Source organism: Psychrobacter submarinus, assembly GCF_904846685.1.
Classification (GTDB): Bacteria; Pseudomonadota; Gammaproteobacteria; order Pseudomonadales; family Moraxellaceae; genus Psychrobacter; species Psychrobacter submarinus.
Genome location: NZ_CAJHBQ010000002.1, coordinates 379488 through 393495, shown reverse-complemented (window position 1 = coordinate 393495; position 14008 = coordinate 379488). Strand labels below are relative to the sequence as shown.

At 46.5% G+C, this 14008-nt stretch carries 10 protein-coding genes; 3 read left to right on the top strand and 7 right to left on the bottom strand.

The window, feature by feature from the left end; translation table 11 throughout:
* Positions 1–423 precede the first annotated feature (423 nt).
* Positions 424–1092: a hypothetical protein gene (locus tag JMY03_RS07880; protein ID WP_201602742.1), complete on the top strand. Its 669-nt coding sequence runs from the start codon at positions 424–426 to the stop codon at positions 1090–1092.
* 121 nt (positions 1093–1213) lie between these two features.
* Here the strand turns inward: JMY03_RS07880 and JMY03_RS07875 are convergent, their stop codons facing one another.
* From JMY03_RS07875 to JMY03_RS07860, 4 genes are all read right to left on the bottom strand, one after another.
* Entirely contained in the window at positions 1214–1957 is a 744-nt protein-coding gene (locus JMY03_RS07875) for a M90 family metallopeptidase (protein ID WP_201602739.1), read from the bottom strand.
* Between the two features lie 165 nt (positions 1958–2122).
* Entirely contained in the window at positions 2123–4645 is a 2523-nt protein-coding gene (gene uvrA / locus JMY03_RS07870; protein WP_201602736.1) for an excinuclease ABC subunit UvrA, read from the bottom strand.
* A gap of 165 nt (positions 4646–4810) precedes the next feature.
* Positions 4811–5779, bottom strand: a complete 969-nt coding sequence (locus JMY03_RS07865; protein ID WP_201602733.1) for an EamA family transporter — start codon at positions 5777–5779, stop codon at positions 4811–4813.
* A gap of 75 nt (positions 5780–5854) precedes the next feature.
* Entirely contained in the window at positions 5855–6529 is a 675-nt protein-coding gene (locus JMY03_RS07860; RefSeq protein WP_201602731.1) for a LysE family translocator, read from the bottom strand.
* Positions 6530–6735: 206 nt separating this feature from the next.
* Between JMY03_RS07860 and JMY03_RS07855 the strand changes: the two genes are divergently transcribed.
* The gene (locus JMY03_RS07855) at positions 6736–8148 is read left to right on the top strand and encodes an aminotransferase-like domain-containing protein (protein WP_201602729.1); all 1413 of its coding nucleotides are present in this window, start codon (positions 6736–6738) and stop codon (positions 8146–8148) included.
* Here JMY03_RS07855 and JMY03_RS07850 read toward each other — a convergent pair.
* Positions 8121–8990 carry a LysR family transcriptional regulator gene (locus JMY03_RS07850; protein ID WP_201602727.1) on the bottom strand — a complete coding sequence of 290 codons (870 nt, stop codon included), beginning with the start codon at positions 8988–8990 and terminating at the stop codon, positions 8121–8123. The two genes, JMY03_RS07855 and JMY03_RS07850, sit on opposite strands and share 28 nt — an antisense overlap.
* Positions 8991–9146: 156 nt before the next feature.
* Between JMY03_RS07850 and JMY03_RS07845 the strand changes: the two genes are divergently transcribed.
* The gene (locus tag JMY03_RS07845; protein WP_201603263.1) at positions 9147–10259 is read left to right on the top strand and encodes an S-(hydroxymethyl)glutathione dehydrogenase/class III alcohol dehydrogenase; all 1113 of its coding nucleotides are present in this window, start codon (positions 9147–9149) and stop codon (positions 10257–10259) included.
* Positions 10260–10375: 116 nt separating this feature from the next.
* Here JMY03_RS07845 and JMY03_RS07840 read toward each other — a convergent pair whose 3' ends face one another.
* Positions 10376–11620 carry a DUF819 family protein gene (locus tag JMY03_RS07840; protein ID WP_201602725.1) on the bottom strand — a complete coding sequence of 415 codons (1245 nt, stop codon included), beginning with the start codon at positions 11618–11620 and terminating at the stop codon, positions 10376–10378.
* Positions 11621–11832: 212 nt separating this feature from the next.
* Entirely contained in the window at positions 11833–13497 is a 1665-nt protein-coding gene (locus JMY03_RS07835; protein ID WP_201602723.1) for a DEAD/DEAH box helicase, read from the bottom strand.
* Positions 13498–14008 lie beyond the last annotated feature (511 nt).

Sequence of the window (14008 nt, the reverse complement as noted above, 5' to 3'; positions counted from 1 at the left end):
TATAAAATCAAGTGATGACGCCGCTGTGAAAACGCCATAAAGTTATCTTTACGAATCTAACCAAGCAATTTACCCATCAAGGGCAGAGTCATATTGTTTAGAGATAATAGGAATTATGATAGATTGATGAGCTCTAAGAGCTATTCAATAACAATAAGTCAAACATTAGACCAAACCATACTCTGATATAGTCTATTTAACATAATATACATTATGCGAAAACAAACCAACGGCTTTTGCTTATTACAGTAGAAGCTGTTTACATAGTATTTGCTATGCTTCTTTAGCTTTTATACTTAGCCTTTATAATTATAATTATAATTAGCTTATGTATGCTGAATTTATAGTTAAGTCTTTATAAAATCGCCATTATTATAAATAATTATTGCTTGCGGTAATTTTTACTTCGTTAAGGATATTTTTATGACCAAACGCTCTCATACTTTGCAATTTTTACAATGCATCGCTGCAGCTGTGTTCTTGATCCTTGTTGGTTGTCAGCCTACCATTCATTCGCAAAACAGCGCCGCGCAACGTAACTCAGCTATTAGCACTCCTGTGATTGAAGACCAAAGATCTACGTCAGCTTCGGCGCAGACACTTGAACAACAGGCTCTACGTATTCAACAAGCTTTGGCTAATGGCGACTACGCTAGCATTACTAATGATATTCATCCGATACACGGCGTACGCTTCTCAATGTATGCTTATGTGCGCCCAGAATCTGATAAGGCCTTTAGCCGAGCCCAGTTTGCTCAGTATTTGCAAGAGTCCGATATTCGCTTCACTTGGGGCAAAAAAGATGGTTCAGGAAAGCCTTTAATCACGCCATTACCTGACTATTTGCAGACTTGGGTTCATGCAGATGAATTCGGTGACGAGTCAACCCTAACCATCAACGATAGCCAAGCTAGTGGCAATAGCATCGACAACTTGAGAAAAATATATCAAAACAACGATTATGTTGAGTTTTATCATGATGGCAGCGAACAATACAGCGGCATGGACTGGCGTGCTATGCGCTTAGTTTTTGATGAGTATAAAGGCAGGCGCTATTTAGTCGCTATTATCTCTGATCAGTGGACGGTTTAATGTATTAGGGACACGCCCTAGTCCAAGTCGACTGGAAACCGTCAATAAAAGGGCAATACCCTGCCCTTTATGTCTGTTAACAGCTTCTACCTAATATTATATATTCATATTTTATTATATACTATAGTGGCGTCTGCCGAAAAAACTTCACCATAATGTCGTAAATATCAGGATAAGCGTCTACGAGCTTTTTCGGCGTCTCAAAAAACACTTCACTGAGTACAGCTAAGAATTCCGCCGGATTGGTTGCGCCATAACGATCGAGTCCTGATTTGCGATGGGTTTGAAAATCCTCAAAATCACGGCTCATAATCTTGGTCCAGCGTTCAGGATCCATGTCTGGCTGCATCGGCGGAAAGCCATTAGCACGGCCATTTAGCATATCTAGCTTGTGCACAAACTCGTGAATGACGACGTTATGACCGTCACGCTCGCCTGAGTGCTTAGCATCTTTCCATGACAGAATAACGGGCCCGCGTTGCCACGCTTCACCGCTACGGTGCTGTTGACCTTCGTGGACGATGCCGTATTCGTCAACGCTTTTAGCTTCGCTTTTGTAAGACCCTGAATAGATGATAATTGACGACCAGCCTTTATACCACTCAAGACCAAGATATAAAATCGGCAGACAAGCTTGTAGCGCAATAGACTGTCTAACTTTATCGGTAACCTCGAACCCTTGTGCGCCGGTAATAGATTTATCCGCCAAAAACAGCGTTGCTAACTCAAACAACTCGTTCATCTCATCATCGGTAAGACGGTCTAGTATGGGGATGCGTCCGGCCGCTTGCTGCCAGTCAGCGACTGTAAACTCGCTATTATCTAAAATACGCTGATCACGCCATTCTTTTATCATCTCAAACATGGTTGTTATATCCTTACCTTATCGCTAATAGAGAAGTTTAAGAGTGTACTCCTGATGACATTCCTGCTTCTTTTCGTTCAATACAGTTAGAGAAATGCTGGGCTAGAACTAATGAGGATAGCCAAACACTAATATCCATTAATGCTGCCTGTAGCCTTCGATAAGTTAAACCGTTAAAAACGGTGCGGTTCGACTCACCTTCGACTCAGCCACTTTTTTTGGCGTCCCTTGAACGACAATCTGCCCGCCTGCATCTCCAGCTCCCGGACCCATATCAATCACCCAGTCGCTATTACTTGCCACTTGCATATCGTGCTCCACCATAATGACCGTATTGCCTGCGTCAACCAGCCCATTTAGCTGCGCCATGAGCATAGAGACGTCAGCAGGATGAAGGCCTGTGGTCGGCTCATCAAGGATATAAAGCGTATCGCCGCGCTGAGTACGTTGCAGCTCAGTGGCAAGCTTAATACGCTGCGCCTCCCCGCCTGATAGCTCGGTGGCGGGCTGACCCAAACGCAGATAGCCCAGGCCAACTTGCAGTAGAGCATCTAGGGCGCGCAGGATAGGCGCTTCCTCGGCAAAAAACTCATAAGCTGCTTCAACCGTTAGATTTAGCACCTCCGCGATGTTTTTATCGCGATAAGTGATCTCTAGCGTCTCGTCATTATAGCGCTGTTCATGACAAACTTGACAGGGCGCATAGACACTCGGCAAAAATAGCAACTCAACGCTGACAAACCCCAGTCCTTCACAATTTGGGCAACGACCCTTTGACGTATTAAATGAGAAGCGGCCTGCATCATAACCGCGCGCTTTAGCAGTCTTGGTCGCGGCAAATAATTTACGCACATAATCAAAGAGTCCGGTATAAGTGGCAAGGTTTGAGCGCGGTGTCCGGCCAATGGCTTTTTGGTTAATATTCACAAGCCGGCTCACTTTATCCATGCCAGATACGATACGCCCGCCGGTTGGCGCTTCAAACTCTTGCTCTAGCAAACCTGCCTCATCAGTTGGTGCCTCAGTCACTACCTCTTTCCCTAATGCTTCATTGACTAGATCAACTAGTGCCTGACTGACCAAACTTGACTTACCTGATCCAGATACGCCAGTAACACTAGTGAGGACCCCAAGCGGAAACTCGGCGCTTAATCCTTGTATATTATTGCGTTCTATATCAGTAAGCTTAAGCCAAGCGCTCGGCTCTCTAAGGACTTGTTTGTTTGCGCCGTCTTTATCAGTAAATAAATAGCGCGCTGTCGATGACTCTGTCACATTTTGCAATCCTGCTACAGGGCCGCTATAAACAATTTCGCCGCCATGCACGCCAGCCTTAGGCCCGACATCAACCACCCAATCGGCATGCCGAATGACGCTCACATCATGCTCAACCACAAACACTGAATTGCCAGCGGCTATCAGCTCATCCAGAGCACCGAGCAGGGCTTGTGTGTCAGCAGGATGCAAGCCAGCGGAGGGCTCATCAAGCACATAGACGACGCCAAACAGTTGCGAGCGTATTTGCGTGGCTAATCTAAGACGCTGCAACTCTCCTGGCGACAAGGTCGGCGTGGTACGTTCAAGCGACAAGTAACCTAAGCCTAGCCGGGTTAACGCCTCAACGCGCGCGAGGATATCGCTAGTAATACGCTGTGCGACGATGGCTTTTTCGCGGTTGGGAGTATCATCTTTGATTTTTGTATGCGCTGTTTTTTGCAGCGCGAGCGCCAGATCGGTTAAGGTAAGCTGTGACAGCTCGCCAATATCAAGGCCTGCGAATTTGACTGCTAGCGATTCTTTTTTGAGCTTTTTTCCGTGGCATTCTGGGCATACAGAGATTTGCATAAACTGCGAGACGCGCTTTTTGACTCGCGGGCTTTGAGTGGTGGTAAATGATTGCAAAATAAAGTTTTTGGCGCTGATATAGGTGCCCATATAGTTGGGCTTTTCACCTTTGTCGATCGCAGCACGCGTTTGCTCAAGGCTATATTCAGGATAGACCGGCACGGTTGGCGTCTCATCAGTATATAAGATCCAGTCACGAGACTCTTTGGGCAGCTGGTTCCAAGGGGTGTCAATATCATAGCCAAGCGTGGTCAATATCCGGCTTAGATTTTGACCTTGCCAAGCGCCCGGCCATGAAGCAATGGCACGCTCACGAATGGACTTGGTCGCATCGGGCACCATCATATCCTCAGTCACATCAAACACTCGGCCAATACCTGAACACGTTGGACAAGCGCCCTCTGGCGTATTGGGCGAGAACGCATCGGCATAGAGCATCTCTTGATCGGCCGGATAATCCCCTGCCCGCGAATACAGCATCCGTAGCGCGTTAGAGATGGTGGTGACGCTTGCCACCGATGAGCGCACTGAAGGCGTTCCGCGCTGCTGCTGCAAAGCGACCGCTGGTGGCAAGCCTTCTATCGCATCGACATCAGGCTCCTCCACTTGGTCAATCAGACGGCGAGCATAAGGCGCTACCGAATCTAAATAGCGCCGCTGCGACTCAGCAAACAAAGTACCAAACGCCAGTGACGACTTCCCTGAGCCTGATATCCCGGTAAAAACCACTAGCGCATCACGTGGCAGGTCAACGTCGGCGTTTTTGAGGTTATGAACGCGCGCGCCTCGGACTTGCACGTGATTATTAGTATAGTTTAAGATTTTATTATTTTTATCAGTCATTATTCATCCTGTCTCTATCTATATGTCATTATCTATTTGTCCCCCGTATTCTAACAGTAACTATGAGTAGTTCGGTCTAGGCTTACGTATACTTGCATAGAGAGACAAAAGAATAACTTTGATAATCATATGGTTCTACCCAAAAGTGTTTAGTAGCACATAGATCTAAGTACTAACAATCTTTCTTCTAAGTCCTATCCTTACATTTGCTAATATCAGTCCCGATAAGATAAGCACCATCGCCAGCAGCTTCCACCACGTCAGCGACTCCCCTGTGAGTAGCATAGAGGTCGCCATACCGAATATAGGCACTAGTAAAGCAAATGGCATCACCTTAGAAGCGGTATTTTGCGCCAGTAAGTGCGCCCAGAGTCCAAAGCCAATCAACGTTGAGATATAGACGATAAACCCAAGTGACAGCCAAGACTTGAGGGAGGCTTGAGTAACCGTTGTCAGCGTCCATGCATCCATCTCAAATATGAGAGAAGATAGCGTCAAAATCACACAAGCTATTAGCCCTCCCCAGACTACTAGTGCTAGCGCTGACAGTGCTGCTGTTTTATTCTTGCCATGAGCAGACGAAATAGAAGTCGCACTAGTATCCTGCTGCGTGTTTTTTAAGTTGGATGGCTTTGAAACCTGTTTTGAGGCCTGCTTGGACGCAATATTACCAAAGCTCCAGCCTATCGCAGCAATTAAAATACAAATAAAGCCAAGCAACGGCATATCGCCACCAAGGTTTAATGCAATTACTGCTAACCCTAACAAACCAATTATCATTCCAACGATTTGCTTGCGACTTACCGTCTCGCCTAATATAAAATAGGCTAGCAATACGGTTATAAAAATCTGCATTTGCAATAACAGCGCTGTTAATCCTGCCGATGCACCTAAATGCATAGCGGTAAATACAAAGGCATATTGCAGTACAAAAGTACCAATGGCATAGATAAATAACGTACGGTTGAGCTTAGGTGGCTTCAAGAATAAAACCAGTGGAATGGCTGTAAAGAAGAAGCGCATGGCAGTCAGCATCAAGGGTGGAAAGCTCTCAAGTGACCATGCAATAAAGGTAAAGTTCACGCCCCAAATGAAGGCAACCAATACAGCTAAGGTGATGTGGACTGAGGTCATAGGGTTGTCCTAAATAATAGTTTTTAGTTGTCGTTATTCATGCTTGAGCTTTCTATATAGTTTTATAGCTTTGATCTACAGCCAAAGCGTTACTGCGCAATACAGCGTCATGAGTACAATTACTGCATGAATCATCTTCATCACTCGCGGCAGATGCACCAGCTTTCGTAGCCAATGACCCCCTGCCGCCCAGCAGCTGATGGATAAAATGTTGATAAGCGCACACATAGCAAGCAGCAGATAATTATCCAGCCACGGTCTACCGGCATGGAACATCGCTAGACTCGGTGCGACTACTGTCATTGTCCATGCTTTAGGGTTGAGCCATTGAAACAGTAGTGCTTGTCCAAAACTTAAAGGTAATTCACCAAAACGTTTTTTAGCCTCAATAACGGTTGCATTCGCTTGCTTGTGTTGCTCATGCTTTAGAGCATCATTGACAACAGCGGTGAAATCGGTTTTTGCCATCTGGTAAGTGAGCCATAATAGATACAGCGTTCCCAACACTTTTATAATCAACATAACAGCAGGGAAGCTGACAACCAACGCCGCCATACCCCAATAGCTGAGCCACAGCATAACGGTGACGCCCGCCGTAATACCAAGCATATGCCAGCGACATGCCCAAAATCCGCGCTTGATACTTCCATGTAATAACATTAAATTATTGGGCCCAGGTGTGATGGAATTGACTAGCATAAAAAGTGCCAGTGCCGTGATACTGCCTTCAAGGCTCGCTGTTAAGTCCATCTGCTGTTCCACCCTAATAGTGCTGAACGTTATTGATAAGACCAACTTTAATTTAAATACCCATAACGGACCCGATACAGTTTCACGATTGGTGAACAAAGTGTATAGTTACCATGGACATAACAATTGACTGGTTTGCTCTTTTAACTTTGTCTCGGAGTGAGCAAGCTGAAATCAACACTTAAACAAAACAAGAGTGGCGCATCATGGTCGAAACCTATAAGCTCAATCCCAATTTAACCAAGACTGCGGCTGTCGCTGAATGGCTCCAGCAGCGTATTGATTGGCAAATCTACCTGCCTAATCAGCGCGTGCCATCAGTACGCAAACTGGCCAAGCTCTTGAATATATCGAGCTTTACGGTGGTACAAGCTTATGAGCAGCTGGTCGCTACCAATGTATTAATCGCGAAGCCCAGCTCTGGCTATTACGTCCGTACTCAAATAAATCCAGCACCGTCAAATAACGCCAAAAAACAAGCGGTTAAGTACCCAGCCATTGATACGCGATGGCTAGTGCAACAAGTCTTTAGTAATATTCCGCACCACTGCTCACCGGGCGTTGGCACTTTGCCTAGTGAGTGGGTGCGTAATGAAAAGATGGAATGGGCGATCCGGCAGGTGACGCAGCAAGCGGACAGTTTTGTTTATAATTACGGAGATATTCAAGGCTATTTGCCGCTACGCCAGCAGCTCGTGCAGCAGCTAAATACGCAAGGGATGCATACCCATGTCGATAATGTCATCACTACAGCAGGGGTGTCGCAGGCGGTGACGATGGTAGCGCAATTACTGACTCAAGCAGGTGATACTGTTATCGTCGATGGTCCGGGTTGGTATTGGCTATCGAGCAGCCTGCAACAACAAGGTCTAAATGTCGTTGCTGTAGATCGTGATCATCAAGGTCCAAATATTGAGCACATGCAAAAGCTATTTGCCGCGCATCGTCCCAAGCTTTATTTGACCAATAGTGTACTGCACAATCCGACCTCTTATAATCTGCATCCTGCCCGCGCCCATCAAGTCCTTAATCTGATTCACAAATACGATGCCTATATCTTTGAGGATGATTTGTACGCCACTTTTGTACCGGGTGGACAAGTGCTGCGTTATGCCAGTCTCGATCAGTTTGAGCGCGTGCTTTATGCCACGGGGTTTTCAAAGTCGATGGCGTCAGGCTGGCGAGTCGGTATGCTAGTGTATCCTAATAAATTTATCGATGACGTACTGCGAATAAAAACTTTGAGTACTCTAAATACCCCAGAGTTTGGTGAGCGCGTTATTCACCGTCTATGGACGCACGGCGAATACCGTCGACAAATTAAAAAAGTACAACAGCAGCTGTATGCTGCGCATCAAAGACTACGTAGCGCGCTGCCCAAGATTGGCATCACATATCCTGAGCATACGCAGGCAGGACTGTTCGTTTGGGTAGATACCGGGCTAGATACTAGCCAGCTGGCACTAGATGCTTATAAGGATGGCTGGTTAGTTGCTCCCGGGCAATTGTTCTACCCAGACGCTAGGGCTTCAACACATTTGCGACTAAACGTATCAACGACTAGTGATGAATTTTTGATGTGGTTAGAAGATTATTTGCTCAAATGCTCTGCCAAGTAATCGACTAATAGCCTGATTTTCGATGATAAATGACGATTATGCGGATAGACGGCCCAGATATCTTCTTTAGGTTCTCGGTATTTATCGAGCAGACTGACTAGCGCGCCACTTGCTAGGTATTTTTGCACATAATAATCAGGAAGCTGGACCATACCTAGGCCTTTTAATGCTGCATCCACTAAGCTGTAGCCACTGTTATAGCGCACCGGACCACTGACTTGCACCTTTTTTTCTTTCCCAGCGCTTTTAAAACGCCAATAATCTAACGTTCCAAGTAAACAATGATGCTGACTAAGGTCGGCTAGTTGCTGCGGCGCGCCATACTTATCTAAATAAGCAGGCGATGCGCAGACAAAACTAGTGCGGCTGCTTAGTTTCTTAGCCATCAAAGTTGAGTCATGCAAGTGTCCAATGCGTATCGCTAAGTCATAACTGCCTTCGATTAAATCGATGGTTTGATTGCTCAAAAAAGCCGTGACCTCAATATCCCGATATCGCAGCATAAAATCATTCACAAGCGGTAAGAGTTGTTGCTCGCCATAAGTGACAGGAGCAGTTAGTTTTATCTTACCCTGAGGTTTAGACTGCAAGTTACTGACTGCCTGTTCCGCGGCATTCAACTCATCTAGCACCACTCGGCAGCGCTCATAAAATACCCGGCCCTCCTCTGTCAATGATACCCTACGAGTGGTACGATAGAGAAGCTTGGTGTTCAAACGCGCCTCCAAAGCACTCACTTGCCGGCTGACTTGCGCGGTGGAAATTCCTAGCCTTTTGGCCGCTTTGGTAAAGCTTTCGTACTCGGCAACATAAACAAACTCATTAACGCCTTCCCACTGCATGATTATTACCACCTTGTAAAAGATTTTTTCAATTTTACTATATTATCATTACTCTAGAAATAATATAAAATAGTCACCATCATCCTAAACACTCGTTAAAATTAAAAATAAGGAAGCGAAGCTATGTCAAAACAAGACAATACTACCGATGAATTTATCAAATCCAAAGCCGCTGTCGCTTGGGGCCCAAAACAGCCACTCTCTATCGAAGAAGTAGATGTAATGCTGCCGCGTAAAGGTGAGGTGCTAGTAAAGATTCTAGCCAGCGGCGTTTGTCATACTGATGCCTTTACTTTATCCGGTGAAGACCCAGAGGGCGTGTTTCCCGCTATCTTAGGCCATGAAGGCGGCGGTATCGTTGAGCAAATCGGCGAAGGTGTGACTAGCGTTGCCGTCGGCGACCACGTGATACCTCTATATACCGCTGAGTGCGGCGTCTGTAAAATGTGCCGCTCGGGAAAAACCAACCTGTGCTCGGCAGTACGTGAAACTCAAGGTAAGGGCCTAATGCCAGATGGCACCACGCGCTTTTATAAAGATGGCGAGCCTATTTATCACTACATGGGCTGCTCCACTTTCTCTGAGTACACCGTTCTACCTGAGATCTCTTTAGCCAAAGTCGATGAAGAGGCACCTCTAGAAAAGGTCTGCTTACTGGGCTGCGGCGTGACTACCGGCATGGGCGCAGTTATGAATACTGCTAAAGTAGAAGAAGGCTCTACTGTTGCTATTTTTGGGCTTGGTGGTATCGGCCTTGCTGCCATCATCGGCGCAAAAATGGCCAAAGCCAGCCGCATCATCGCTATCGATATCAACGAAGATAAATTCGAGTTGGCCAAAAAACTCGGCGCAACCGATTGTATTAACTCCAAAGACTACGACAAGCCTATCCAAGACGTTATCGTCGAGATGACTGATGGCGGCGTCGATTATTCGTTTGAATGTATCGGTAACGTCGATGTCATGCGCTCAGCGCTCGAGTGCTGTCATAAAGGTTGGGGCGAGTCAGTGATTATCGGTGTCGCTGGCGCAGGACAAGAGATCTCCACCCGTCCATTCCAGCTTGTCACAGGCCGCGTTTGGAAAGGTTCGGCATTTGGCGGTGTCAAAGGCCGCAGTGAACTACCCGGCTACGTTGAGAGTTACTTACAAGGCGATATTCCTTTAGAGGACTTCATTACCCATACGATGCCTATCGAGGACATTAATGAAGCGTTTGACCTTATGCATAAAGGAGAAAGCATTCGCTCAGTAGTTCATTTTGAATAATAATAGCTGACGGTTATCGTTATTCTCAAAGCTGATAATTTATTCGCTTAAAAAAAGCAGCATAAAACGAGTTTATGCTGCTTTTTTAGTACCAAACAAGCTATTCTTAACCGCTACTACCCCACTACCAAACGCATCATCTGTGTACTGATATAACCGCCAAAGGTACCAACCGCATACCCCAAAATACCCAAGAACACACCAACCGGCGCAAGTGACGGATGAAAAGCGGTGGCGACAATAGGCGCTGATGACGCGCCGCCGGTATTGGCATTTGAGCCAACCGCTAAAAAGAAAAACGGCGCACGGATCAGCCTTGCGACAATAAAGATGATAGCCACATGAATACTCATCCACACCAGGCCAATCAAGAGTAAGCGCCACTGCGAGATGATGCCGGCAAGATTAATCTGCATACCGATAGCGGCAATAAGTACAAAGATAAACACCGTACCGATTTTGGAGGCGCCGACATGATCCAGACGACGGATTTTGGTAAAGGAGAAGACAACCCCGATTAAGGTAATAATCACCACCATCCAAAAAAAGCTACTGGCAAAGCTATACTGCACCGCCCAGCTATAGGGCGCAAAGAAACCTGCAATCTGTTCTCCGACAAAATGCGCTACCCCAACCATGGCAAAGCACAGCCCAAACATCACCATTAAATCATTCAAAGTGGCCGGACGCGCGTGATTGCGCTCGTAGCTCTCGACAGCTTTGATGACTTTTTCTATGCTGCTGTTATCTGCTCTTAACAGGCGATCTACCTTATCGCTATGCTTGGCTAACACTAAAATTGCTAACAGCCATAATGATGCATTAGTAGTATCCACCAAGATCATCATGCCGAATAAATCATCGCTAACCCCGAACAGCTCCTTCATCGCTGCCTGATTGGCCGCGCCGCCGATCCAGCTTCCTGCGACCGCCGAAAACCCGCGCCACAAGGTGTCATCTGTGAACATCTCAGGTGACACCCATTTTGCTAACCCTAAACTGACAGGCCCGCTAACAATAATAGCTAAGCTTGCAGCAAAAAACATGGCAATCGCCTTCCAGCCCAAGCCCAATATCTTGGGCACATCCATTGACAGCGTCATCAGGAGTAAGCTTGCTGGCAACAGATAAGTGGCGGTAAAACCATAAATCTGCGAGCCGATGCCATCAGCAAACACGCCTAAGCTATTGAGCGTCGCCGGTATAAAGCAGCACAGCACGATACCTGGCAGCACGGCATAAAAGCGCCGCCAAAATTTACCCGGCAGCCCTTGGGTATAAAATACCAAACCAATAATAGCCATGATAATGCCAAAAGCTAACGGTAGGCTGTCTATCTTTAAGTCAGAAATAGCGAGCATCTAATAGCTCCAAGCGGGATCAATTGAGAGGAAGTGAATAAGCATTGCAGTATAGAGAAGCACGAAAATGAGCGCAAGGTCGTCTCATAAGAGCGCCCTATTTTTATTGACCTAAAAAAAGCCAGATACTAGCTATTCACTAGATATCTGGCTTTTTACACTATTCGTAAACCTCAATAGAGGTTTAGCTCAACAGACCAAATGATGGTTTATTACGAGTTGCCACCACGGTTGCCGCGATTACCACTTGGACGACCATTACCGCCTGAGCGATTGGCTGGACGGCCTTGGCTACCGCTTGGGCGACCACGTCCGGTTGCTGCGCGATCACCACGCGGGGCACTCGTGCCATCGCCGCGATTAGGGCCACTGCGCTTGCCTTGATAAGGCTTGCCGCCGAAACGGTCTTTTGGCTTACCAGATGAGTCACGTGACTTGCCTGCGCCTTGGCCTTGGCCTTGATAACCGCTGCCGCTGTCGTTGCTAGCGCGTTGACCACCGCCGTTAGACTTACCGGCATAGCCACCTGAACGTCCGCGTCCTTGACCACCACCATTTGAGCGACCACGCCCGCGGCCGCGACCTTTAGGTTTATTCGCACTTGGTACGTAAGTTTTCTTTGGCTCAAGCCCTTCAATAACTTCTACGTCCATCTTACGATCAAGATAGCGATTAATAGCTGCTAGCTGTGGACGATCATCCATGCTACATAAGCTGATGGCAACACCGGTACGACCAGCACGGCCACAGCGACCAATACGGTGGACATAGTCTTCTGTCTGACGCGGTAGATCATAATTGATGACATGCGAGATTGCAGGTACGTCGAGACCACGAGCAGCGACGTCAGTTGCGACTAGTATTTTGCATTTGCCATTACGCAAGTCTTGTACGATACGGTTACGCTTGCTTTGCGGCAGATCGCCGTGCAAGAAGCTGGCTTTATGGCCGTCTTCTTTAAGCTGGCTGGCAAGCTTTTCAGTACTACGCTTGGTTGCCGCAAAGATAATGATCTGGTCCATCTCTGGTTGACAAACGACTTTGTCTAAGATTTTATTCTTATGATTAAAGTCATCACAGTAGTAGACTTTTTCATCGATATGAGCCGATTCTACTTTAATAGACACGCGCTCTGGGTTTTTCGTGAAGCTTGCAGCGATCTTACCAACTGGGCCATCCCAAGTGGCTGAACACATCACCGTCTGACGGTCGGTTGGTGCCGCTTTTAGGATATCGTTGATATCATCAGCAAAACCCATATCAAGCATACGGTCGGCTTCATCTAACACGAGCACTTCTAAGTGTGATAAATCAACACGGCCTGCTTTAATATGATCGAGCAGACGACCTGGGGTTGCGACAATCACTTGTACGCCTTTTTTAAGCGCGCGAATCTGACCGTTATACGGCGCGCCGCCGACTAGCGGTACACAAAATAGACCGCGCATATCGTGCGAATACGTACGCACGCTATCATGAACCTGCTGAGCAAGCTCGCGCGTAGGCGTTAGGATAAGGGCTTTAGTGTGTTTGTCAAAGCTTGTGGCACGGCTTAAGCGATCTAGCAGTGGAATAACGAAAGCTGCTGTTTTACCACTACCAGTCTGCGCTGATAGTAATAAGTCACGACCTTGTAGAGCAAAAGGAATAGCCTGCGCTTGGATAGGTGTCGGGTTTGTATAGCCACTGCGATCAAGCGAGGTTAAGATAGGCTTGGCAATGTTAAGATCAGCAAAGGTGATTTGGTTTTCTTCAGTAGTCTCAGACGCGTCAGTAGTAGCGGCTTGAGCCTGTTCTGCTGCTGTGTTGGTTGTTTGAGTGTCGTTGTTTTCGAGGATGCCGTTTTGGGCGGCGATAGTAGATAAGATGTCAGTCATGAGTATCCTTGGTAGTTGAGCCGCTGCAAATTCAGCGTGCTTGATGCCTACCACTGATAACCGTTCATCAAACAGCCTATTTACCAATCAAAATGGTAAAGTATCTGCATGATGTCTGACGTATTTTGGTGGTAGTGCCGAGTGTCTTATCTTCGTTTGTTACTCTAACTTCATCATTACTTTGTCCAAAGTAGATAAAGGCAAGTAACACCCAATTTAAGCCAATCTTTAGGCTAGTAGATAAGATATGAGTCAAAAATAGCGCTATCAATAAAAGCTATTTAAGTACACAAAATCATCGGCAACAATTACTCATAGCCATCCTAGGCTCAAAATCGCAGGCGATGTTATCAATCTCATAATACACGTAGTCGAAGCTAACGTGGCGACGTAGTATATCACAGCTTATTTATTATCCCTATCTATTTTTTTATATTCATAACCATAGTGCATTCACCAGTAATACTAAGGGTTAGCAAACAAAATGCTAAGCGCTAGAGGCCAACTCGGT